The organism is Clostridium thermarum (assembly GCF_006351925.1).
Taxonomy (GTDB): domain Bacteria; phylum Bacillota; class Clostridia; order Clostridiales; family Clostridiaceae; genus Clostridium_AU; species Clostridium_AU thermarum.
Window position 1 is genome coordinate 622,272 of record NZ_CP040924.1, and the last position, 24,486, is coordinate 646,757.

18 protein-coding genes and 1 other annotated feature are annotated in these 24,486 nt (G+C 34.9%); of the genes, 14 read left to right on the forward strand and 4 right to left on the reverse strand.

Features of this window, described 5'->3' with window-relative positions; translation table 11 throughout:
- Nucleotides 1-26 precede the first annotated feature (26 nt).
- The 3 genes from FHY60_RS02755 to FHY60_RS02765 all read right to left on the reverse strand — a co-directional run bounded on the left by FHY60_RS02755 (nucleotide 27) and on the right by FHY60_RS02765 (nucleotide 4,247).
- Nucleotides 27-836: a DUF3221 domain-containing protein gene (locus FHY60_RS02755; protein ID WP_139903165.1), complete on the reverse strand. Its 810-nt coding sequence runs from the start codon at nucleotides 834-836 to the stop codon at nucleotides 27-29.
- 97 nt (nucleotides 837-933) lie between these two features.
- Nucleotides 934-2,685, reverse strand: a complete 1,752-nt coding sequence (locus tag FHY60_RS02760; RefSeq protein WP_163215709.1) for a sensor histidine kinase — start codon at nucleotides 2,683-2,685, stop codon at nucleotides 934-936.
- Nucleotides 2,686-2,714: 29 nt separating this feature from the next.
- Nucleotides 2,715-4,247, reverse strand: coding sequence for a response regulator transcription factor (locus FHY60_RS02765; RefSeq protein WP_139903170.1), 1,533 nt, complete (start codon nucleotides 4,245-4,247; stop codon nucleotides 2,715-2,717).
- A gap of 260 nt (nucleotides 4,248-4,507) precedes the next feature.
- Here FHY60_RS02765 and FHY60_RS02770 point away from each other — a divergent pair, with 260 nt between their 5' ends.
- The 4 genes from FHY60_RS02770 (at nucleotide 4,508) to FHY60_RS02785 (ending at nucleotide 11,248) form a co-directional block, all read left to right on the forward strand.
- Nucleotides 4,508-5,428, forward strand: coding sequence for an ABC transporter permease (locus tag FHY60_RS02770; RefSeq protein ID WP_139903173.1), 921 nt, complete (start codon nucleotides 4,508-4,510; stop codon nucleotides 5,426-5,428).
- Between the two features lie 18 nt (nucleotides 5,429-5,446).
- Nucleotides 5,447-6,406: a carbohydrate ABC transporter permease gene (locus FHY60_RS02775; protein ID WP_341472542.1), complete on the forward strand. Its 960-nt coding sequence runs from the start codon at nucleotides 5,447-5,449 to the stop codon at nucleotides 6,404-6,406.
- 55 nt (nucleotides 6,407-6,461) lie between these two features.
- Nucleotides 6,462-7,991: an ABC transporter substrate-binding protein gene (locus tag FHY60_RS02780; protein ID WP_139903175.1), complete on the forward strand. Its 1,530-nt coding sequence runs from the start codon at nucleotides 6,462-6,464 to the stop codon at nucleotides 7,989-7,991.
- Nucleotides 7,992-8,140: 149 nt separating this feature from the next.
- Nucleotides 8,141-11,248 (forward strand): glycosyl hydrolase 53 family protein, encoded by a 3,108-nt coding sequence (locus FHY60_RS02785; RefSeq protein WP_139903178.1) that lies wholly within the window; start codon nucleotides 8,141-8,143, stop codon nucleotides 11,246-11,248.
- A 64-nt stretch (nucleotides 11,249-11,312) separates the two neighbouring features.
- Here FHY60_RS02785 and FHY60_RS02790 read toward each other — a convergent pair whose 3' ends face one another.
- Nucleotides 11,313-12,140 carry an AraC family transcriptional regulator gene (locus FHY60_RS02790; RefSeq protein WP_139903181.1) on the reverse strand — a complete coding sequence of 276 codons (828 nt, stop codon included), beginning with the start codon at nucleotides 12,138-12,140 and terminating at the stop codon, nucleotides 11,313-11,315.
- Between the two features lie 140 nt (nucleotides 12,141-12,280).
- On the opposite strand from FHY60_RS02790, the gene FHY60_RS02795 reads away from it, so the two are divergent.
- The 10 genes from FHY60_RS02795 to FHY60_RS02835 all read left to right on the forward strand — a co-directional run bounded on the left by FHY60_RS02795 (nucleotide 12,281) and on the right by FHY60_RS02835 (nucleotide 24,475).
- Complete coding sequence (locus FHY60_RS02795; RefSeq protein WP_207671457.1) at nucleotides 12,281-14,341, forward strand: beta-galactosidase; 2,061 nt, start codon at nucleotides 12,281-12,283, stop codon at nucleotides 14,339-14,341.
- 54 nt (nucleotides 14,342-14,395) lie between these two features.
- Nucleotides 14,396-15,355 (forward strand): glycoside hydrolase family 53 protein, encoded by a 960-nt coding sequence (locus FHY60_RS02800; protein ID WP_139903187.1) that lies wholly within the window; start codon nucleotides 14,396-14,398, stop codon nucleotides 15,353-15,355.
- A 223-nt stretch (nucleotides 15,356-15,578) separates the two neighbouring features.
- Complete coding sequence (truA, locus tag FHY60_RS02805; protein ID WP_180375461.1) at nucleotides 15,579-16,316, forward strand: tRNA pseudouridine(38-40) synthase TruA; 738 nt, start codon at nucleotides 15,579-15,581, stop codon at nucleotides 16,314-16,316.
- Nucleotides 16,317-16,736: 420 nt separating this feature from the next.
- Nucleotides 16,737-16,892: a hypothetical protein gene (locus FHY60_RS17735; protein WP_163215710.1), complete on the forward strand. Its 156-nt coding sequence runs from the start codon at nucleotides 16,737-16,739 to the stop codon at nucleotides 16,890-16,892.
- Nucleotides 16,893-17,018: 126 nt separating this feature from the next.
- Entirely contained in the window at nucleotides 17,019-17,933 is a 915-nt protein-coding gene (locus FHY60_RS02810) for a transposase (RefSeq protein WP_243122207.1), read from the forward strand.
- Between the two features lie 239 nt (nucleotides 17,934-18,172).
- Nucleotides 18,173-18,449, forward strand: a binding site (T-box leader).
- Between the two features lie 85 nt (nucleotides 18,450-18,534).
- Entirely contained in the window at nucleotides 18,535-19,392 is an 858-nt protein-coding gene (gene dapA / locus FHY60_RS02815) for a 4-hydroxy-tetrahydrodipicolinate synthase (protein WP_139903193.1), read from the forward strand.
- 330 nt (nucleotides 19,393-19,722) lie between these two features.
- Nucleotides 19,723-21,603, forward strand: a complete 1,881-nt coding sequence (locus tag FHY60_RS02820) for a putative bifunctional diguanylate cyclase/phosphodiesterase (RefSeq protein ID WP_163215711.1) — start codon at nucleotides 19,723-19,725, stop codon at nucleotides 21,601-21,603.
- 267 nt (nucleotides 21,604-21,870) lie between these two features.
- Complete coding sequence (locus FHY60_RS02825) at nucleotides 21,871-22,380, forward strand: GNAT family N-acetyltransferase (protein WP_139903199.1); 510 nt, start codon at nucleotides 21,871-21,873, stop codon at nucleotides 22,378-22,380.
- A gap of 285 nt (nucleotides 22,381-22,665) precedes the next feature.
- The gene (locus FHY60_RS02830; RefSeq protein WP_139903203.1) at nucleotides 22,666-23,712 is read left to right on the forward strand and encodes a sensor histidine kinase; all 1,047 of its coding nucleotides are present in this window, start codon (nucleotides 22,666-22,668) and stop codon (nucleotides 23,710-23,712) included.
- Nucleotides 23,705-24,475: a response regulator transcription factor gene (locus tag FHY60_RS02835; RefSeq protein WP_139903205.1), complete on the forward strand. Its 771-nt coding sequence runs from the start codon at nucleotides 23,705-23,707 to the stop codon at nucleotides 24,473-24,475. Before FHY60_RS02830 ends, FHY60_RS02835 begins: the two co-directional genes overlap by 8 nt.
- The last annotated feature ends 11 nt before the right edge of the window (nucleotides 24,476-24,486 follow it).

Sequence of the window (24,486 nt, forward strand, 5' to 3'; positions counted from 1 at the left end):
GGGGCTGATTTTTTCTACACCAAGGGTTACTTAGTTGAAACCCTTCGAAGATATTCAGTTTCTATAACAGTGTTTTCATTGATTAGGCTGCTTTCAGCCTCTATAAGAAAGCCTTTGATAACTATATCGTCGGTTTGTACTTCAGAGGTCTTCTCTTCCATGACAGCAGTGATAGCATCTCCATTTTTCTTGAATTCCTTTATTTCATAGGTAGGTGTGCTGCTGGTAAACTTGGAGATATATATTAACTTATGATTCTTAAAAAACACTTCGTCATATTTCCCTGTAATATTAATTTTAAAATCTGGAACAAAGTTTAGATCCTGCATATATTTGTCAAATTCAGACTTATCATCGATAATATCGGTAGTAATCCCAAAAACATTAGACAAAGCCCTTTGATAGTAATCTTCCTTATAGTCAGCTTTTATTGGTATGACTGTATAAGTGAGTGGGTTTACGTTTACCGTTTTATCACTCTTACTATTTAATATATTTACCTTTAGGGCAGTACCCTGGGCAGGATAGCTTTCACGGATTTCACCGGCATGTTCAATTTCCACCTTATCTCCGGTCTTGAGTTTATCTTTCTCCTTAAAGTCAACCTTATCATCTATACGGAAAACAAAGGCCATATTTTCTTCATCAAAAATTAATATTGAATTTAACTCATCATCAACATAATTTATTTGGCTTACCTTGCCTACCATCTTAGGGTTCTTGGTCTCATTATTATTACTGCTGGGATTGGGGATATTGCTACCTGCACTGTTTTTGGAAACACAGCCGGTTAGGAGAAGGAGAAGAGAACTTATTACTATTAAAAACTTATTCATAAGGCACCCCTTTTCTATTGTTTTATTATTTCACCTTCAATTTATATACGGTTAGAAAATTGGCTTAGTACGAAGTTTCTATTAATTATATAATTGTTTAAGTTCCGGAATGTTTTATTGCAGGGATTTTAATTAATACTTCTGTTCCTTTACCATACTGACTGGTATAGCTTAATCCATATTGCTCGCCATAGGAAATTTTTATCCTCTCATTAATATTTTGTATTCCATAGCCGCTGCCTTTTTGGTTTTCTGTATTTTCTGAGAAAATTGTGGCTAATTTATCTTCAGGAATACCAATACCGTCATCTTGAACAAGTATTAAAATGTCATCACCATTAATCCTGCCAGTTATTGTTATTTTACCATTTTCATTTTCTCTTCCAAGTATTCCATGTAAAATGGAGTTCTCAACTATAGGCTGAAGAGTTATTTTGGGTATAGAATATTCATAAACAACTTCTTCTACAGCAATTAATAAATTTATTCTATTTGTATATCTCATATTTTGAATTTCTACATAAAGGGAAACGTGAGTTAGTTCATCCTTAATTGAGGTAAAAGATTTTCCTCTGTTGAGACTTAGTTTATAGAATTTTGCAAGGTTTTTTACTGCAGAGCTTATTTCTTTATTCATATTCTTGTAGGACATCCAATTAATCATATCAAGGGTATTGTATAAAAAATGAGGATTAATTTGTGCCTGCAGTGCTTTAAGTTCAGCTGCCTTAACCTTCTTACCGGATTTGTACTGCTGTTCAATAAGGATTGACATCCTTTTTATCATATAGTTATAATTATCGATAAGTTCCCCGATTTCATCGTTACTTGTATTAGCTATAAAGGTATCCAGATTTCCTGTATGGACTTTTCTCATTGCTTTAATTAGCTTTGAAATCCTTATGTTCAATGAATTGGAAAAGTAAAAAGCAAGAGCAAAGGCAATGGTACCTATGATTCCCATAAGAAACAGCATGTCTTTTCTTATTGATCTTATTTTGACAAATATGCTTTCTGTGGGTATCACAGTGATCATATACCAGTCTGTATTAGCTATTAAATTACTTTCCACCAGGCACTCACTGCCGTTAATGTTTAGCGTTTCCATAGAAGCAGAACGGCTAGAAAGTTTTTTAGTCAATTCTACACCAATTCCATACTTACTAATTAGTTCTTCATTAGAAGCGGATACAATCACTCCGTTAGCATTTTGAATGTAGGTAAAGCTACCATCTACAGTATTGGCATTTTGCATAATATCATCTATCATCTGTTTCTTAAAATCGATACGGAGAAATCCTATATCTCGGCTGTAATCTACAGGATCACGAATAGATGCAGCCACAGAAAGCAAACTAAAGTTTTGATCATTTATGTCATCAAGGTATGAAGAAGGACACCATAGATTTTTTCTGCCCGGCTCCTTAAGAATAGGATACCATTTAGAATTTACAGCCTGCGTGTAGGCGAAAAGGTTTACTGTATCAGCAGAGTAGTAATATTCGTCGTTTACATACAACCGTACCCTATAGATATCCACATCATCTTGAAAAGAGTCCAGGTATTTCTGGAGATAAGTCAGGTCCTTAACCTGTGAATGTATGTCATAATTTCTGGGGTCCTTGCTTAGAATATGAATTATATTGTCATCGATACGAAGTATATCAGACACCTCTTGGAACCTGTACATTTTATAGGATAAAAAGGAATTGGTTTGATCAAAAGCCTGCTTAGTTGAAAATCTTATATAGTTTTCAAGTATAGAGGAAACTTTACTGTAAGTAAGGGCTGATAGAAGATATAGAGGGATAATTATAAGTGCAAAGTAGGATAACAAAAACTTATGCATTAATTTTAATCTTGGGAAAAAGCGGATTTTCATGTTAAATTTTTCTGCCTGTATTCTGATGGGGTTAAACCCGTTTCTTTTTTAAAAGTTTTTGTGAAGTAATTTCCATCACTGTATCCTACCTTAGCGGCTATATCGTTAATCTTCATTTTCCTGTCCCTTAACATCTCTTTAGCCTTACTGATTCTATATTGTAAAATGTACTTATTTATTGTTTTGCCTGTATTATTCTTAAATATAGTACATATATAATTTGGCGTCAAATAGGTGTTTTCGCTAATGGACTGAAGAGATAAATCTATATCGGCATAATGATCATGGATATATTTCATTATGTTTACTATTGGGTTTCCTGCCATATTTTTCTCGGACAAATAATTAAAAATAGTTTCTGCCTTTTCTATGATATATGATTCTGTCTCATATATAGTACGGAATTCTGAAAACTTTTCAAATGACAATTTATTGTTAAAATCGTTATCAGTAAGACCAAGTTTCCTTTCAGAAGCGAAATCCACAAGCTGTAGAAAGAGAAAAAAATAAATTTCCTTTATATAATTCACCGGAGTATCTTTACATTGCTTAATCTCCGAAGTGAGCCTTTTGATTAATAAAAAAGTATGTTGGTTATCTTCTTGATAAAGATACTGTCTAAGTTCATCAAAAAGTTTATCATCATGTTTGTATAGTGGTGACTTAAAGCTACTTGGATATATGATTGAATTATGATCATAATAGAAGGATTTATTTAAGTTTTCGGATGCAGACTCGTAGGACTCATATATTTTGTCAAAACCAGCAACTTGTCTACCTACTGCTAAAAAAAAGTCACTGTAATCTCTAAGGTAATTTGATAGAGAATTAAATAGCAGTTCAAGTCTATGATGCTTGGACAATTGTTTTTTATCCATATCCCAATAAAGATGGAGGAGTAAAATTCTATCATCTTTAAAGCATGACATACAGTTATAACCATTTTTTACAACCATATTCTGAATATTGTTCAGAATATTCTCTTTTATCAAGGTGTCAGAGTTTACAATGTCAACTAAAACTGTAATAAAATTTGAATGCATAAGCTGGTTTAGGGTCTGGCAATCAAAGAACTCTTTTAACATTGAAGTATTAGCATGATTGTGGATAAGTTCCAGTGACATATGCCTTTTAATATTTTCCTTTGTTTTTATATCCTTTGATTTTGAAGCTACAGCATTTCTCAAAGCATTTTCTAACTCATCAATATCAATAGGCTTTTCCACATAACTTACTGCCTTAAGTTTAATTGCAGATTTAAGGTATTCCTTATCTGAATAACCACTCATGAAAATAATCTCACAGGAAGGGTATAGTTCCCTTAGCTTAAAGGATAACTCTACACCATCCATCCTTGGCATCCTGACATCGGTAAGCAGAATATCAGGTTCAAAAACAGATGCTATGTCAAGAGCATTTAACCCATCGTATGCTTGCTGAATTTCAGTTATTGACAACGAATCCCAAGGGATCTGCTCAATTATACCTTCGCGGGTAAAGATCTCATCATCTGCAATCAGTACCTTCATGTTCCACACCTCCAAAGTTTCAATCACAACATTACATAAAACTTAGGATAATTATATATCCATTTATCTAAGAATACAATGGACCTACATGATTTTGTTACAAGCATTTACCTTTTAAAATTATGGAAAAAATTTATGTTAGTAAGATTATAATATTTTACTACTATCTTAAAATATTACTAAACTATAAAATTGCAGTCCATGTTAATATTTTAGTAACAGATATGAAAACGTATTAGCATTTAGAAAGGACGAGATAGATGGCTAAACGAGGTTTCTTTTATAAGGTTAAAAAGTATAATACATTACTGCTTATGCTTTTACCTGCAACTCTATTTTTCTTCATATTCAGTTATGTACCAATGACAGGCGTAATATTAGCATTTAAAAGTTACAATTTCAGAGATGGTATTTTCGGCAGTCCTTGGGTAGGCTTTGAAAATTTTAAATTCTTTTTCATTTCTGGACAAGCTTTTAAAGTTACACGAAACACAGTTCTGTATAACCTGGCCTTTATAGCTGTAAATACTGTAATGCAGGTTACTATAGCAGTATTTATTTCTGAAATAAGGGGCAAATACTTTAAGAAGGTTACACAATCTTTTATGTTTTTTCCTTACTTCATTTCTTGGGTTATTGTAGGAGTTATGGTTTATAACTTATTTAATTTTGAAACTGGTACCTTTAACAATATACTAAAGGCTTTAAATATGGAGCCGGTGGATGTTTATACTAAACCGGTGGCTTGGATATTCATAATAATTGTATTTAATGCTTGGAAAAACGTGGGATATGGAACTGTAATGTATCTGGCAGCGATTATGGGAGTAGATACTGAGATTTATGAAGCAGCAGAAGTAGACGGAGCAAATATTTTCCAAAGAATCTTCAGAATTACAATACCATGCTTAAAACCAACAATGATAATTCTTATACTGCTTGCTGTGGGAAATATATTCAAAGGTGATTTCCAGATGTTCTATCAGTTAGTTGGGAATAATGGAACCTTGTTTAATACTACGGATGTTATTGATACTTTCACTTTCAGAGCCTTAGTTAACAATAGCGAGTTTGGTATGGCGGCAGCATCAGGATTATATCAATCAGTTTTCGCCTTTCTGACAATTGTTACTGTGAATCACTTTGTAAAGAAATATGATGAAGATTACTCGTTATTCTAGAAGAAGGAGGCGTTAATTTTGAGCAGACTATCTCAGAATACAAATATATCTGATTTGAAAGTGGAGAAACATATAAAAAGAGGCAGAAATAAAAAGCCAAAAGATAAAATAGTCTTTGATTTAATAGCACATATAGTTTTACTTGTGGTGGCAATTGCATGTTTAATACCCTTCATAATGGTTGTCTCAGGATCATTTTCCTCTGAAAATGCCATTATAAAACATGGCTTTGGCCTCCTTCCAAAGGAGTTCTCTACTCAAGCCTATAAATTGGCTTTAGAAAATCCAAGAGCCATACTTAGGGCTTATGGTGTAACAATTTTAGTAACCATTATGGGAACTTTCTTAGGATTATTTGTAACAGCTATGACTTCCTATGTACTCCAGCGTAAAGATTTTGAATGGAGAAATAAATTTTCTTTTTACTTCTACTTTACAACTTTGTTCAGTGGAGGACTTGTACCATGGTACATTTTAATGATAAAGTATCTACATCTGAAAAATAGTTACTTAGCACTTGTATTGCCTCCATTATTAAGCGTTTTCAACATGCTTGTTATGAAAAGTTATATGAGTGGTATTCCTACAGCCATAACAGAATCTGCAAAGATAGATGGGGCAGGAGACTTTACAATATTTTTCAGGTTAATATTACCATTAATTAAGCCTGCACTGGCTACAGTAGGCCTGTTTACCGCATTAGCTTATTGGAATGACTGGTATAATTCAATGCTGTTTATTTCAGATGAAAAGAAGTTCAGCTTGCAGTACTTCCTTTACAAGATGGTAAACAATATAGAAGCCTACAAGACTATACTGGCTCAAAACGGGGTTACTGTTAACGTAAACATGACTTTGCCCAGTGAATCCTTGAAGATGGCACTTACAATTATAGTTACTGGTCCTATTATACTATTATATCCATTTGTTCAAAGATATTTTGTGCAGGGAATCACCGTTGGTGCAGTCAAAGGATAAACCCCGTTTATCGGGTTATCATATACAAAAAATAATGAATCAAGGGGGATTTAAAATGAAAAAGGTACTGAAAAAACTTACTTTATCAGTAGCTGTGGCTATGACTTTGACATCAGTGCTGGGCGGATGTGGTAAAAAGGAAAAGGATCCTGTATCTACAAATGAACCTGAAAAATTAAGCGAAGTTGCCCTTAAGATGTACTTACTTGGAGACAAGCCAAAGGATTTTGATTTGGTTTATGGTGAAGTAAACAAGTTGATGAAAGAAAAAATAAACGCAACATTAGATGTACAATTCATACCTTGGGGAGATGTGAATACAAGATATCCTTTACTATTCTCATCAGGTGAAGAATTTGATCTAATATTCACAGCAAGCGGATGGTGTTTCTATAATCAGATAGCTACTAGAAACGGTTTCTATGAAATAACTGAGGAAATGCTTTCAAACTATGCGCCAAATACTTGGGAGAAGCAACCTAAAGTTGCATGGGAACAAGCTAGAGTTAATGGAAAGATATATATGGTTCCTAATGATCAGAACGAATATGCATATAACGTTATAGGTATCAGAGGAGACCTAAGGGAAAAGCACGGAATTGGTGAAATCAAGAGTGAAGCAGATTTTGAAAGGTACCTTGATGCCGTTGCAAAAAATGAGAAAGACATAGTACCTATAGTAAATGGGGGAGGCCAGAACCTTCAATGGCCATATGAAATAGAAGGAAGAAATCTTACTTTGGTAAAAGGAACAGGATCAGAGCCTCTATTCGTATACGATGTAAACAATCAAAACGGAAAAATTATTTCAATGGTGGAAACGGAAGAATATGTTGACTACGTCACAAAGATGAAGGAATTCGCAGATAAGGGATATTGGTCTAAGAACTCAATCGTTAGCAAAGAAACAAGAGATGATGCATTTAAATCAGGTAAGGCTGCTGCCATGGTTTGGAATCTAGGATCTGTAGCCAATGCTGTTTCTACTATGAACCAAGCACATCCGGAATGGAAAGCAGAAGTTGTTGATATAAATCCTGGTGCAAAAAAATTAATAAACGTTTATACAAACAACGGTATGGCTATAAATGCAACTTCAAAAAATCCAGAAAGAGCCCTAATGGCTATAGACTTATTGAGATATGACAGAGACATATATGACTTAACTAACTATGGAATAAAGGGCACACATTGGGAACCGGTTGGCGAAGACAAGTATAAGACTTTAGAGGCTACCGGAAACTTCCCGGCAGGTGGAGTTTGTCCATGGGGATGGCATACACCCTTGAATCGTAGAGATGTAGACGAACCAGCAGTTGTTCAGAAGTTCACGGATTTATGGGCAAAAAATGATACAGTGCACAATCCATTAGAAACTTTTTCCTTCGATGATAGCAATGTGAAAAATGAAATGGCTGCAATTAACAGCGTAGTGTCTCAGTACGGACTTCCTCTTAACCTTGGTATGGTAGATGTAAGCAGCGGAGTTGCTACTTATAGGCAAAAGCTAAAAGAAGCCGGTCTTGATAAAGTATTACAAGAAGTTCAAGCTCAGGCTGATGAGTTTATGAAGAACCATAAGTAATTGGTCAGAATTTTTATTATGAGCATTTAACAAAAGACTAACACGTGAAAAATAACAAAATGACAGAGAGCATGACATAAGTTTATAAGCATGTTATCTGTCATTTGTTTTGTGAAAATATAGTAATAGAAACAGTAGGGGGACGGTTCATGAAAAATTACAATAAATCATACAAACTACTTATACTTATATTAACATTTTGTATGTTGGTTTCATCATTTTCCGGAGCCAAGGCCGTTAGAGCAGATGAAAGTAGAAACCTAGTTCAAAATCCAAGTTTTGAATCCGAAGTTCTTTACGAACATTGGACTTTTAGTGCAACACCCGTGGATGCAGCAGCTATTAAGGGGGGTGAAGCCGCAAAGACAGGGGATAATACCTTATGGTATTGGGATGATGTAGATTTCAGTTTTACTCTCTCACAAACTATAACTGGTATAGAAAATGGTAGATACTCTCTTTCTGCATATACACAAGGCGGCACGAATCAAGAGACATGTACACTCTTTGCCAAGGGATATGGTGGAGAAGAACTTACTGCACGCTCAAAAGAAAAGGGCTGGAAGGATTGGAATCACGTTGTTATAAATGACATCCTGGTTACCAATAACACAATTACAATCGGAGTTTATGGCAACGGTAAATCAGGGGAATGGGGAACTGTAGATGATTTTCAGCTCATTAAGGTTGGAGATTTGGCACAGTTTACTGTAAGACCTGTAACGGTATACACTAATATAGCTGAGATGCCGGTATTACCTCAAAAGGTAACAATAACAAGAAATGATGGCACATCAGAGGATGTAGCTGTAACTTGGAGGGATATAGACGAAGCAAGTTTGGCTGAAGCAGGAAGTTTTGAGCTTAATGGAACAATAGCTGGTACCGAGGTTAAAGCAAAGGCTAAGATAATTGTAATAGAACCTTTAAATATTCCGGCTATTGAAAATCTACCAGAGAATTTTATAAAAGGTATGGACATTTCCATGTTAAAACAGGTAGAAGACAATGGTGGTAAGTTCTATGAAAATGGAATTGAAAAGGATCCATTACTAATATTTAAGGAGCATGGAGTAAATTGGGTAAGATTGAGAATTTGGAACAACCCCGCAGGTAAAGGCGGCGGTGAAAATGATTTGGCTACCACCATTGAACTTTCTAAGAGAGCAAAAGCCTTAGGGTTTAAGCTGTTACTTGATTTTCACTATAGTGATTTTTGGACGGATCCTGGAAAGCAAAACAAACCGGAAGCATGGAAGAATCTTACCGGTGAAGATTTGGAGAATGCAGTTTATTCCTATACTAAGGATGTAATTACTGCACTAAAGAGTGAAAATTCACTGCCGGAGATGGTTCAGATAGGAAATGAAATAAACGGCGGTATGCTTTGGCCTGATGGTAAGAACTGGGGAGAAGACAGCGGAGGTTTTGACGGATTGGCCAAACTATTAAACAGCGGTATAAAAGGAGTAAAGGATTCGCTAAAGCAGGGAGAGAATGTTAAGATAATGCTTCACTTGGCAGATGGGGGAAAGAACCATACTTTTAGATGGTTCTTTGATGAAATCACTGAAAGAGGTGTAGAGTTTGACGTAATAGGACTTTCATTCTATCCTTACTGGCATGGAACACCGGAGGAACTTATATACAATGCTAATGATATCAGCAAGAGGTACAACAAAGAAGTTGTTATTGCAGAAACAGCATATGCATACACTTTGGAAGATGGAGATGAACATGGCAATATTTTTGGGCTAGATCAACAGGAAGAGGGAGGCTACCCTGCTTCACTTCAAGGGCAAGCTACAATGGTTAGAACCATGATGAATGCCATGGCCCAGGTGCCTGATGGTAAGGGTTTGGGAATTTTTTATTGGGAAGGAGCCTGGATTCCTGTTAATGGAGCCGGATGGCAGGCTGGAGAAGGCAACGCATGGGAAAATCAAGCTTTCTTCGACTTTGAAGGAAACACTTTACCTTCCTTAGATGTATTCAATGCTGTTAGCACTAATAAAAACATTGCCCCAATAATTATCCAAATGGAAAAGGTAAGCTTAACAACAGAAGCAGGAACTAATCCAGCTAGCTTGCTGCCTTCAGCAATTAAAACAGTCTATAGCGACGGGAATTCATATAAAAAAGAGGTAACATGGGAAGAAATAGAAGCTTCGAAATACTCTAAGGAAGGAAGGTTTACTGTAAGCGGTTACTTAGCAGATAGTGATATAAAGGTTACAGCTGAGATAGAAGTTATAGCAAAACAAGAGGTAAGCTATGTGCTAAATCCAGGCTTTGAGACTGACTTATCAAATTGGATTTTAGAAGGAACTGGGGCAGATATATCCTCTAATGACAGACATTCCGGAAGTAAAACTCTTCATTATTGGTCAGACGCAGCCTTTAGTTTTACTGTATCTCAGAATATAACCGGACTAGAAAACGGTATTTATAAGCTGTCAGCTTTTGCACAAGGCGGAGAAGGAGAGAATTCTGCATTTATTTTTGCAAAGAATTATGGTGGAGAGGAGTTAAGGGCTAAATATAAAACTAAGGGCTGGAATGAGTGGCAGACACCCGTTATAGAAAATATTAAGATAACAAATGGAACTATTACCATTGGAGCTTCGGTAGATGGAAATGCAGGAAATTGGGGAGCAATTGATGATTTCAAACTAGTAAAGGTAGGTGAACTTCCAAGAACAATAGTGGCTATTGATGCTGTAAATATAACAACCGACGAGGGTATTGCTCCGGTTTTGCCAGAAAAGGTCAAGGCTAAGTTTAGCGATAATACAACTGAAGAGGTCAGTGTTACCTGGAACAGTATAAATCAAGTTCTTTATATTAATGCAGGAAGCTTTACCATAAAGGGGATTGTTGATTTTTATGGAATAGAGGCAGAAGCACATATTGTGGTTATAGGCAAAGAAGCAGGAACTAATACAGATGAAGTATCTAATGTAGATGAAAAAACTTACACAGATGCAGAGGAACCAAAGCCTCAGGAACCTTCCCATACTGCTGAAAATAATAAGGGGGATAAACCTGTTAGCGATGAGACAGATAAACCTGCTGAAGGAACAGGCTATGTGACAGAAACTCCAAAGACTGAAGAGGCAAAGACAGAAACTGCTAAAGGACAACTTCCAAAGACAGGATTCTTGTTAGATCAAACTCTATTAATGATTATAGGATTTTCCATACTAACCTCTGGCTTAGCACTAACAGTGAGAAAAAGAAGATATTCTAACAAGTAAAAATTATTTTACGGGCAGGATGGTTCTATATACCATTCCTGTCCATTAGTTAATATAGAGAAGCTTATACTCCATGAAGTTTTCTAAACTCCAAAGGAGTCAGTTTTTCTTGTTTCTTAAATATAGAACAAAAGTAGCTGACGTCGTCATAACCACATGTTAATGCTATGTCTTTAACAGCCATATCCTTATTTTTTATTAACATTTCCTTACTCTTTTTAATCCTGACACTATTAATATATTCAAAGACACGGATTCCTGTAGTTTTCTTAAATAATGAACAAAAGTATTGAGGGGTAAGGTTAGCTACTTCTGATAAGTTTTCTAGGGTAATTATATCCTTATAATTACTCTCTATATAATCAAAAACCGGTTTTAGCTTAGAGTATTGATTTAGCCTGGACTCAACTTTAGGAGTAGCAGTGTAGGCTAAAATATCCATAAGTAATGAATAAATAATTTTAGAACACTCTAGGCTATTCAAGGAATTATAGGATTTGGCCATTTCATGTAACTTCTCAGCTCTTAGTAAAAATAATTCAGGATCTAATACAGATAATACTGCAGATTGGGATATTCCTCCATTATATAGGCTTTGCTCAGCAGCAAAACCGCCGATTGTAACCCAAGCCACTTCCCAAGAAGCTGTAACTGCATAGTACTCATGAGGAACATTGGAAAAAAGAAGCATGCCTTGTCTCTCTTGCACAGTGAAAGACTTTCCTCCTATTAATAGCTGACCGCAGCCCTTCCTGCATTGAATCCACTGAAGGTAAGGATATCCATAAGGACGTATTACATGTTCCTGCTGGTGTTTAATCCCTACGCCTACGAGATAAAATGGGAGATGGGCCTCAAAATCCGTTGCTGCCGTAAACATTATATAACTCATGCTTTACCACCTTAATATATTCATATTTATCTTAATATGTTTAGATTGTTTATGGATAAAATGCGGACATATAATATTAATATAGTTATATTATAGTACCTAATATAACTAATTGAAAGATGTATAGAGGTGATTCTATGATGAAAAATTATGGTCCAATAAATAATAAATTTCCTCATTTCTATCATGGAGGAGACTACAACCCTGACCAATGGCTTAAATATCCCAAGATCATTGATGAAGATATTAGGCTGATGAAGCTTTCTAATTGCAATGTTATGAGTGTTGGTATATTTGCATGGAGTGCTCTTGAGCCAGAAGAAGGGAAGTTTAATTTTGAATGGCTTGATAACGTTATAAATAAGCTTTACAATAATGGAATTTATACAGTATTAGCAACTCCAAGCGGTGCTAGACCCGCATGGCTTTCAGCTAAATATCCTGAAGTTTTAAGAGTTACTTCCAGCAGAGTGAGGAATTTGCATGGAGAGAGACATAACCACTGCTACACCTCCACGGTATATAGAGAAAAGGTTGCAATAATCAATAAGCAGCTGGCTGATAGATATGCAAATCATCCTGGAGTATTGCTTTGGCATATTTCAAATGAATTTGGTGGAGAATGTCATTGCGACCTATGCCAAGAAGCCTTTCGTAATTGGCTTAAAGATAAATATGGAACCTTAGATAAATTAAATGAGGCATGGTGGACTAGCTTTTGGAGCCATACATATACAGATTGGTCCCAGATTCAATCTCCAGCTCCTCATGGAGATAGCACTCTCCATGGCTTGAACTTGGATTGGAAAAGATTTGTAACTCACCAAACTATAGATTTTATGAAGCATGAAATTAAAGTACTAAAGGAAGTAAATGCGGATCTTCCTGTAACAACAAATCTTATGGGAACTTATGATGGACTTGATTATTGGAAACTGGCAAAGGAAATAGATGTAGTGTCCTGGGACAATTATCCTATGTGGCATAGTGATGTTGATTATATAGAGTTAGCTTCCTTTATCTCTATGGTACATGATTTAAATAGGTCGCTTAAAGGTGGAAAGCCTTTCATGCTTATGGAAAGTACACCAAGTACTACAAACTGGCAGCCAATAAGCAAATTGAAAAAGCCTGGCATGCACTTGTTGTCTTCACTTCAGGCAGTGGCTCACGGTTCAGACACAGTTCAGTATTTCCAGTGGAGAAAAAGCAGAGGGGCCAGTGAGAAGTTTCATGGTGCTGTAGTGGATCATGTTGGACATGAAAATACAAGAGTATTTAGAGATGTTACTGAAGTGGGAAGAGTACTTACTAAACTGGATGAAGTAATAGGTACAACAGTCCCTGCTGAGACAGCAATTATATTTGATTGGGAAAATCGATGGGCAGTTAACGATGGAAAAGGACCAAGAAACTGCGGAATAGAATATGACGAAACAGTAAAGGGTCAATATAAGGCCTTTTGGAAAAAGGGAGTACCTGTTGATATTATAAATATGGACTGTGATTTTTCTAAATACAAATTGCTTATAGCACCCATGCTATATATGGTTAGACCTGGTGTTGCAGAAAGAATAGAGGAATTCGTTAAAGCCGGCGGAACCCTTGTGGTCACCTATTGGTCAGGTATAGTAGATGAAAATGACCGTTGCTTCCTAGGAGGCTTCCCGGGACCACTGAGAAAGGTGCTTGGAATTTGGGCAGAGGAAATAGATTGCCTGTATGATGGGGAGACCAATGAAATTGAGGTTCAGAAAGACAACTTACTTAACATAAAAGGCAAATTCGAATCTATAGATCTTTGCGAATTGATACATGCTGAGACTGCAGAAGTACTTGGAGTGTACCAGAAAGACTTTTATGCAGGAACACCGGCTCTTACTGTTAATAATTTTGGAGCAGGTAAGGCTTATTATATAGCTACAAGGGTAAAGGATGATTTTAATGATGCATTCTATGGAGTACTAATAGATACTCTTATGTTAAATAAAGCAATAAAGGCAGAGCTGCCTGCAGGGGTAACTGCTCAACAAAGAGTAGATGAAAAGAATAAATTTACCTTTGTAATGAATTTTAATGATACACAGCAGAAGGTTTCATTAGGTAGTGAAAAATATACCGATGTACTTTCCGGCGACCAAGTACAGGATGAAATCAACTTAAAGCCCTTTGGTATAGCTATACTTAAGGAGCAAATATAAGCATATAACGATACAGGATGTACTTTGAAGTCAGTATAATGGGGTGAAAATTGTATGGATAATAAGGTGACAAACTTTGCAAAGGGAGCTGATGTAAGCTGGCTCCCCCAAATGGAAGCAACGGGTTATAAATTTTATGATGATAACGGGGTGGAAAAGGATTGCCTTGAAATCCTAAAAGAACATGGAATAGATTCTATAAGACTAAGAGCATGGGTGAATCCGTCTGATGACCCGGCAAGCGGACACTGTAGTACTACTGAAGTAGTGGAAATGGCCCTACGAGCTAAAAAAATGGGCTTTAGGATAATGATAGATTTTCATTACAGCGACACCTGGGCAGACCCTGCAAAACAGGTAAAGCCTGCAGCCTGGGCAAATCATAGTTTTGAAGAGTTAGTAAAAGACGTCTATGATTATACATTTGAGGTTATGACAGTTTTAAAGGATAGTGATGTAGATCCTGAATGGGTACAAGCAGGTAATGAAATTCCCTTTGGAATGATGTGGCCGGAGGGCAGCACGGATAATTTTGAACAACTAAGCAAATTGTTAAACAGCGGCTATGAGGCTGTAAAGGCTGTCTGCAAGGATGCAAAGGTCATTATCCATCTTGATCAGGGCGACGACGGAGCCAGATATATTAACTTTTTTGACAAGCATCATGCAAATGGGGGAAAATATGATGTCATTGGTATGTCCTATTATCCTTACTGGGTTAATAAAGACTATACTGAAACAATAGATAACTTATGCAATAACATAGATGAAATGATATCAAGATACGGGAAAGAAGTCATGATATGTGAAATTGGCGGAGAGTATACAAAGCCTGAGAATACTTATGACATGCTGAGGGAAGTTATCGCAAGAGTAAAGGCAATTAAAGATGATAAAGGACTCGGTGTATTTTACTGGGAGCCTCAAGGTGCAGCCAATTGGAGCCATTATAATCTCAGCGCTTGGGGCAATGATGGAAAACCTACCATTGCAATAGATGCATTTTTTAAATAAGGGAATAATGAAACTACAAGCAAAGTGAGGTATAAGTGCAATGATACTTATGCCTCACTTTATTTTTAAACTGTAGATAATGTTGACTCTAGATAATGTTGACTCTAGATTTAATAGGTGTTTACCTATATAATGTTAAGAGGTATAGGAAATAATAAAGCAAAAATAAAGAAAATAATGTATTTTACAGCTGATACTAAAAATAAATTTGAGGTGTTTGATAATGAGAAACTTAAAGATGACAATCCAATACGACGGAAGCAGATATAAGGGATGGCAGAAACAAAAAGAAGGAGAGCAAACAATTCAAGCCAAACTGGAGAATGTATTGTCAAGGATGACGGGTGAAGACATCCAGGTCATTGGCTGCGGAAGGACGGATGCAGGAGTTCATGCCGATAATTACGTGGCAAACTTCCATACCAATTCCACTATTCCTGTGGAGGCAATGCTGGACTACTTATATGAGTTCCTTCCGGAAGATATAGTGGTGAAGACTATGAAGGATACATCAGAGCGGTTTCATGCCAGGTATAATGTAAAGTCAAAAACCTATGTCTATAGCATTAACAACAATAAGTATAGAGACGTGTTCAACAGAAAATATGTTTACCACATGAATGAAAAATTAAATTTAGACGAGATGAGAAAAGCTGCTGAAGTGCTGATAGGCACACATGATTTTAAAAGTTTTACCAGTTTGAAATCAGATAAAAAATCCACCACAAGGACTATTAATTACATAAATATAAAGGAAGAAATGGGCAACATAGAAATAGAAGTCAACGGAAACGGCTTTCTGATGAATATGGTGAGAATCATAACCGGAACTCTCATAGAAGTAGGAACAGGGAAACTAACACCTTCAGATGTGGTAATAATATTGGAGGAAAAGAAGAGGTCAGAAGCAGGGCCCATAGCACCTGCCAAAGGACTTTGTCTAAAGGAAGTTAATTATTAGATATAAAATTCCATTGTTACTGAATCTTCATATATTGCTATATCAGCGCCTAAGGATGAGAAGGCTTCCACCACATTTGTATAGCCTCGTGCAAAGGGACGGTTCAATAGTATTAAGCATAGGCTTTATCCTTATAACCAAGAAAATTATTGAAAGTAGGAATAATTTTTATATACACATGGAAACTTCTTATTAGGAGGAAAATATATTAAATTTGAGAAAATATTAAAATTTTTCACTTTATTATTGTTTATTTTAAATATTGGGTACATTGCATACGGGACAGAAATGAGGCCTATGAGTAAGTACAGCAGAAGAGTAGTTGAAGTGCTTAAGAATAAGTTGAAAATTACAGAAGTTGAAATAGAGAAGGCAAGGGCCCAAGGTAAGACTGCCTTTGATATTGCTAAATCTTAGGGGATGGATGAAGCAGAACTTAAACAGTGCATAACTATTGAGGCAAATAAAGCTATCTATGGTTTAGGCCAGAAAGGTATCATGTCAAAAATCTTGGTGAAGTTAATAAAAAGTTTAGCAAATATAAAAATACAGGCATGGGATGGGAAGCTTGATTAATGTGTGTATCAAAATTGTATAGAATAGATAATAATGTATTTTTAAATTAATTATAATTTTTTCAAGTATTTTTGTTTAATATTAGCATCAGTGGCAATAATCTAAAAAAAGGAAAGGATGATTGCCATGCCAAGAGTTGCACGAATTAAGAATGAAGCAGGTATTTACCACATTATGGTTAGAAGTATAAGTGATGTAGCACTTTTTAGGGATGACGTTGATAAGGATAAATATCTTCATTTAATTAAAAAATACCAACAAATCTTTCTTTTTAAGGTATATGCCTATTGTCTTATGACTACACATGGGCATATTGTAATTGACTGCTGCGGAGCTGATATAAGTAAGATAATGAAGTCTATTAATCAGTGCTATGCTGCCTATTTTAATAAAAAGTACAATAGGCATGGACATGTATTTCAAGACAGATTTAAAAGCAAGCTCGTAGATGATGAAAGATATCTGGTGACCTTATCAGCTTATATACACAACAATCCCAAGGACATTACCAGGTATGAAAAATGCGTTGAACGATATAAGTATTCAAGTCTAGGAGTATATCTTGGAATATTTCATGATGAATTTTATATATTAGGTACTGATTTTATACTTGGACACTTCAGTATAAATGTTGATAGAGCAAGAAAGTCTTACTTAGAATATATAAATAGGATATCTGACAGGCAAGAGGAAATAGATGTAGAGTTTATAAATGAAGGAAGTGAATGTAGAAGTGAACGTAAGATTTTACTAAGAGATGTAAAAGCAGAGGACATTATTGACTTTGTATCAAAGTATACAAACCAATACTTTAATATACATATTAAATTTAATCATAGACATATAGAGCTAAAAGCTGTATGTATATTAATCATGCGGTCTTTAGGAAATTATAGCCATAAGGATATATGTCAATATATTGGCAATGTCACTATTTCTACTGTAAGTAGGCTTTGTGAAAAGGGGTACTCACTAATTACTGAGGACAATAGATACAAGTCATTGATAAGTGATATCATAAAGGAGCTTAGTATCGCATAAAAATATTGCCTTATGCTTTGTAATTGTAGAGTAAGTCTCAAAAAAAGCTAATTAAGAACTTTCTAAAAAACTGTATTATAAGTGGACAAGTATATAATGTATACAAGCTGATATTTTGAAAAAACAGCCAGAAATTAAGAAATAGTCAAATTTCTCAAAGTATTGAACCGTCCCAATATAAGTTGACAAAATATTCTATCTAGTGTATTATTATAAAATAAAATGTATAAAAAATCTACTATAAAGCCGTGATGAGAAGAGTACATAGACACTGTCTTTTGCAGAGAGTTCCGTTAGCTGAGAAGGAATAAAGATGTTTCTATGGAAAAAGGTCTCTGAGCTTCACACCGAGCCTCAACTGAGGGGTAGACTGTGACGGGAGCTCCCGTTATTGAGCTAGAGTATATACAACTAATTATGGTTCATGATAAGCAGTTGTCGTACTCAATAAGGTCAATATGGCGACATATTGATAAACTGGGGTGGTACCACGAATTATCAACTCTCGTCCCCAAGATATAAAGGTCTTGGAGGTGGGAGTTTTTTTATTGCATTTTAATACTTTTTAGTTCATAAGATAGTTATACAAGGAGGAGATAATATGAAGTTAACAGGAGTTTGGCTACCGATAATAACACCTTTTGTAAATGACGGTATAGACTTTGAATCATACAAAAACCTTTTAGAATATTATATACCTAAGGGAATCTCAGGAATTATGCCCCTAGGCACTACTGGAGAGAGTCCTACAATAAGCGAAGAAGAATTTGAGCAAATTGTTGAAAAGACTATGGAATATGTAAACGGTAGAGTTCCGGTTTATGTTGGTCTTGGAGGGAACAATACTCAAAAGCTTGTAAAACAGGTTAAAACCTTGGAAAAATACAAGGTTGATGGAATCTTATCTGTTTCACCTTATTACAGCAGGCCTGATCAAAGAGGAATCTATGAGCACTTCTTAAGATTATCGGAAGCAACAGATTTAAATATTATCGTATATAATATTCCATACAGAACCGGTAGAAATATAGAGAATTCTACTATATACAGGCTAGCTGAGCTGAAAAACATAGTAGGTATAAAAGACTCTTGTGGAGATATAAAACAAAGTACAGAACTACTTTTGAATCCACCAAAGGATTTTTCTATACTAACCGGTGAGGATGCACTATTCTATACAACACTATTACTTGGAGGGCACGGAGGCATATTGGCATCTTCTCATATTAGAACAGAAAATTTCGTTCAAGTTTATAAATGTATACAGAATAATGATCACAAATCAGCACTTGAAATATGGAAACAACTCCATGAGTTTGTACCAATGCTATTTCAAGAACCTAATCCTGGACCAATAAAATATATCCTGCATAAAAATAAATTGATAAAATCATCCGAAGTTAGATTACCGCTGATGGACATAAGCGATAACTTGAAAAGCAAGCTGGATAAAGTATAGGTACGGTTCAACATTTTTACTTAAAATATTCACCTTGGTAATAACCAGGGTGTTTTTTGCTTGTAACATTACATATGCAAACTTATATTCAAAATTCTTAAACAATTTTTTGTATGATAAAAGCTGAACCGTCCCCCTTCACCACTAATGCTCTAATTAAGGTTATTTTAGTCCTCCAAAATCAATTTAACAATGGACAAAGTTATTATGAAAAAACATAAGTAATAAGAAGGGTTTTGAAGTTTTTTGTAGAATTATGGTAATATATAAGGTAAAATTTGATTACATATGAAACATTTTACTTATTTTTTTAAGCTTGGAGGTAAAATCTTGAATAATGTACTTATGGTATTTTTGGTTTTTGTATTGCTAATAATGTTAATATTAAACTATATAAATATTACTAGACTTAGGAATCTAGAAGGATTAAAGACTGATATTGAAAAAAGATACAATGGTGCCTTAACCAATGCAAGCGAAGTTCTTTGGGAATGGGATTTGGAAACCGGAAACTTTTTTGCTACTGAAAAATGGCGTGAGCTTATGTATGATGATATTCCTAAGTATATGGAAATCAGCTACATAGATAGAAGCCATATCAATCCGGAAGATAGGGAAAGAGTAAAAAATGATACGACAGCCTATATATATGGAAAGGCAGATTGCTTAAGAATTGAGTTTAGAGTAACCCATCAGGATGGAAAGGAAATATGGGTTTTATGTAAAGGACAAGCTATAAGAGATGCTATAAGACAAACTCCAATTCTTTCAGGTTCTATTATAGATATCACAGAGTTTAAGAAGGCAGAAGAACAGGTTAAATTCTTAGCCTATTACGATACCCTCACCAAACTGCCTAACAGGACACATTTCATGGAACGCCTGAAGGAAGAAATTACTGGGGCTAGTATAAAAAATAGTTCTTTGGCACTTTTGTTTATCGATTTAGATAATTTTAAGAATGTAAATGATACTTTAGGTCACAATTATGGAGATGAATTGCTAAAACAGATTTCAGGAAAAATAAGAAGTATACTTAGGAATGAAGATATAGCCTGCAGATTAGGTGGAGATGAATTTCTTATAATGCTCACTAACCTGCAAGATAATAGCTACATAATAAAGTGTGCAGAAGAGGCGTTACAAATACTTAATAATATGTATGAGATAAATGATAAACAGGTTTATATCTCTGGGAGTATTGGTATTGCCATATATCCTAAGGATAGTATTGACCCCAACGGACTGTTAAAAAATGCAGATGCAGCTATGTACAAGGCCAAGGAAGCAGGAAAGAACAAGTACATATTTTTTAATGAATATATGCTGAAAGGGCTGGAGAGAAAAACAAAAATAGAGGGAATACTAAGGAGTTCTATTAAGAATAATGAACTAAAGGTATATTACCAACCACAATATGATATAAAAACTGGTGCCATTATAGGCATAGAAGCATTACTAAGACTAAACAGCAAGGAATTGGGACCTGTTTCCCCGGCTGAATTCATACCTATTGCTGAGGAGAGTGGAACTATTGTTGAACTTGGAAAGTGGTGTCTCAGGAAGGCCTGCGAAAAGAATGTGTATCTAAAGAGAAAAGGGCTTAAATTTGGCTGTATCAGTGTAAATATATCCGCCATTCAACTACAACATAACGATTTAATAAATGTAATAAATGAAATACTGGATGAGGTAGGGCTAGAACCAAAATTTCTGGAAATTGAGCTTACAGAATCCGTTCTTATGAAGTCCATGGATAGTAATATAAATCTATTGAATGAACTTAAGAATATAGGAATAAAAGTAGCCCTTGATGACTTTGGTACTGGTTATTCATCACTGAACTATCTAAGGAAAATACCACTGGATAAGTTGAAAATTGATAGGTCCTTTATAACTGATTTAACAAGTGTTACCAAGAATCAAGAGATTTGTGAAGGAATTATTCAAATGGCTCACAATTTAGGGTTACAGGTGGTTGCGGAAGGTGTAGAGAAAAAGAGCCAATTGGAAATCTTAAAAGAAAAGCAGTGCGATAGTGTGCAAGGCTTTCTTTATAGTATTCCATTGGCTGATGACGAATTGGAAGAAGTGCTGCAAGCTAATATGGAGTACTTAGAAAAAAATAAAATGACTAAGAAGCATGCATTTAAATATACGGCTCTTTACTCCAGAATGTCACAACTGAAGGAAAAAGAGGCAGAAGTATAAAAAAATGAGGTTATGTTTGTGATAAAGCACTTATACATAACCTTATTTTATGAAATTAATTTAAGGAAAGTATTTTAATGGATTGCTTAACTTTTTTCCAGTAAAACGGCGAAAAACTTATATTTCCTTAGGCATTTTGCCGTAATCCTTTCTAGGTTATTTTACATAAATGTTTCAGGATGGTATTATTGGGTGGTAATTGGAAAAGAACCATCAGGATATAAATCCTTGAAAGGCTTTTAATAACTTTTAGGGAGGATTGTACTAATGAAAGGTATAAGTGTTCAATTACGGCAGGAGGTGTACAGATCAGATGTATTTAAAATCATCGATTGGTTAGAGGACGAGGAGGTTATACGATATTTGAACGAACAACAAAATGTATGCAGTGGAATCAGGCAGGTCTTAGACAGAGTAAACATGCCTATACTGACACATTTGTTTAATCAAAATGGAAGTTTCTTCGTTATAACCATCAATGAAAATGAACCCATTGGTTTCTTGAGACTAGTACCAAAACTAAGTGGAGCAGAAATGGTCATTGTCATCGGCAACAAGGACCTTTGGGGGAAGGGGCTGGGACCAAACGCCATTATTGAAGGCTTAAAGTTTGCTTTTTTTAATTGGAGAGCCGGAGAGGTAGTGGCAAAAGTAAACTTTAGAAATGAAAGGTCATTAAAAGCTTTTAGAAAAGTAGGCTTTAGACAAGAGAAAGAGTTAGCCAAGGAGATACAGTATGCTATGTCTATGGATGAATTTCTGAAGCTTGTAGCATAGTAAGTGAAGGTTAAATATTAAAGGTATATTTTGTTCCGCACAAAGTCACAAAGTGTAGAACAAAATATACCTCTTTTTAAATACAATACTTCTTTACGCTTATAAATTTCAATGTTACATCACAAGAATTATGAAAATTTAAACTTTTTTATTAAATATTATACTATTATATAATCCTTTAAGAGGTATATTTATTATATATGGACAATTTTCTGTTATACCCTTTCAGTTATGGCAGTCTTGTATTTTTAAGAAAGGGGCAATAAAATTTTAATTTATAGAATAATGCCGGATAAGGATATAATCAGTAGAGCTTATATAGAAACGGTGGTGGATAAGTATTATACTACTGAGCAAAGTTCATGGAGAATCATATATACTGTGCCGATGAAGGAGCTCCTCAGTGATTTGAATTCTGTTCTCATTGCTACAATCATGGTAGTAATAGGCTGTCTCATTGTAGCACTGATATTCACAATGTTTATTTCTACATACTTAACTTCTCCCATAAATAGATTAATAGATTCCATGGAAAGAGTAAAAAAGGGGAATTTTAAGGAGAAGGTCAATTTTAAATATAATGATGAAATAGGGGTGTTGGGAGAGCAATATAATGACATGATTGATAATATCAATAACCTGATTGATAAAGTATATCTACTGCAAATACAGGAGAAGGAAGCAGAACTTAAGGCTTTGCAGGCTCAAATCAACCCACATTTTCTGTATAATACTTTAGACTCAATCTTCTGGAAGGCTCAGAAATCAAATAACAAGGAAATAAGCGAAATGATCTATGCTCTATCAAAGTTATTTAGGCTTACGCTAAATAGAGGATATGAGTTTACGTACATTAAGAATGAAAAGGATTTTATTGAAAACTATCTCTTGCTGCAGAAAATGCGGTATGGTGATAAGCTGAGTTACTCTATAAGATTTGATGAGGAAATATTATCATATCGTATACCAAAGCTCATATTGCAACCCTTTGTAGAAAATGCCATAGCCTATGGCACAGAGTTTAGTAATACTGAAAGCATGATTATTGTTACCGGAGACCAGCACGATAAAGGAATTAGATTTACTATCAAAGATAATGGTAGAGGAATGAGCAGTGAATTAATAGCAAAGATTTTATCAGATGACAGGTCTAATATAGCTAATGAGTCTACCGGCTACGCAATGAAAAACATTAGAAAGCGTTTATCTTTATATTATGATGATAATTTTAATTTCAATATTTATAGCACAGAGATGAATGGAACTACCATTGAAATTATTATTCCGATTAATAGTAAAAAAATTATTGATGGAGGAGTAAGAAGTGTGTAAATTGATTATAGTAGATGATGAGCCTAACGTTATAAGTGGCATAAAAAGTGTAATTGATTGGGAATGCAATGGTATTGACGTATGTGCAACGGCAAATAATGGACAAGATGCTTTAGATATTATAAGAAGGGTTCATCCGGACATAGCTTTAATGGACATAAAAATGCCAAATATGACGGGGTTAGAACTTTTACAGGTAATTAATGAAAACGGTTTGAAGGTGAAAGTCATTTTTTTAAGTGGCTATGACGATTTTGATTATGCCCGATTGGCTCTTAGGTATGGAGCTTGCGATTATTTATTAAAGCCATGTATGCCGGAGGAAATATTGAAAGCTGTGCTTAATGCAAAGGAAATAGTGGAAAAGGATAAGAGAATTGAGTTTGCAGTAATACGAGATAGAAATTTAATAGAAAGCAGTGTGTCCTCAGCAAGTAAAAATATCAATGTTGTTTTAAAGACGGCTTTAGACTATATTCACGAAAACTATTCCAAGGATTTAAACCTCAAATTGGTGGCAGATAAGGTGTTCATTACATCCGGTTATCTAAGTTTATTATTTAAGAAGGAATTAGATATTAATTTTGTTGACTACCTCAACAAGTATAGAATTGAAATGTCTAAAAAGTTGCTTGCGGATTTGAAATATAAAACCTATGAAGTGGCTTATAAGGTAGGTTTCAAGGATGAAAAATATTTTTCTCAAATATTTAAGAAGTGTACAAACTTAACTCCAAGGGAATTTAGAAATTCAATGCAATAAAAGGCTTAAAA

Coding starts and splice junctions, on each gene's coding strand:
- FHY60_RS02755 (WP_139903165.1), bottom strand. CDS start 836: ATGAATAAGTTTTTAATAGTAATAAGTTCTCTTCTCCTTCTCCTAACC.
- FHY60_RS02760 (WP_163215709.1), bottom strand. CDS start 2,685: ATGCATAAGTTTTTGTTATCCTACTTTGCACTTATAATTATCCCTCTA.
- FHY60_RS02765 (WP_139903170.1), bottom strand. CDS start 4,247: ATGAAGGTACTGATTGCAGATGATGAGATCTTTACCCGCGAAGGTATA.
- FHY60_RS02770 (WP_139903173.1), top strand. CDS start 4,508: ATGGCTAAACGAGGTTTCTTTTATAAGGTTAAAAAGTATAATACATTA.
- FHY60_RS02780 (WP_139903175.1), top strand. CDS start 6,462: ATGAAAAAGGTACTGAAAAAACTTACTTTATCAGTAGCTGTGGCTATG.
- FHY60_RS02785 (WP_139903178.1), top strand. CDS start 8,141: ATGAAAAATTACAATAAATCATACAAACTACTTATACTTATATTAACA.
- FHY60_RS02790 (WP_139903181.1), bottom strand. CDS start 12,140: ATGAGTTATATAATGTTTACGGCAGCAACGGATTTTGAGGCCCATCTC.
- FHY60_RS02795 (WP_207671457.1), top strand. CDS start 12,281: ATGAAAAATTATGGTCCAATAAATAATAAATTTCCTCATTTCTATCAT.
- FHY60_RS02800 (WP_139903187.1), top strand. CDS start 14,396: ATGGATAATAAGGTGACAAACTTTGCAAAGGGAGCTGATGTAAGCTGG.
- truA (WP_180375461.1), top strand. CDS start 15,579: ATGAGAAACTTAAAGATGACAATCCAATACGACGGAAGCAGATATAAG.
- FHY60_RS17735 (WP_163215710.1), top strand. CDS start 16,737: ATGGATGAAGCAGAACTTAAACAGTGCATAACTATTGAGGCAAATAAA.
- FHY60_RS02810 (WP_243122207.1), top strand. CDS start 17,019: ATGCCAAGAGTTGCACGAATTAAGAATGAAGCAGGTATTTACCACATT.
- dapA (WP_139903193.1), top strand. CDS start 18,535: ATGAAGTTAACAGGAGTTTGGCTACCGATAATAACACCTTTTGTAAAT.
- FHY60_RS02825 (WP_139903199.1), top strand. CDS start 21,871: ATGAAAGGTATAAGTGTTCAATTACGGCAGGAGGTGTACAGATCAGAT.
- FHY60_RS02830 (WP_139903203.1), top strand. CDS start 22,666: ATGCCGGATAAGGATATAATCAGTAGAGCTTATATAGAAACGGTGGTG.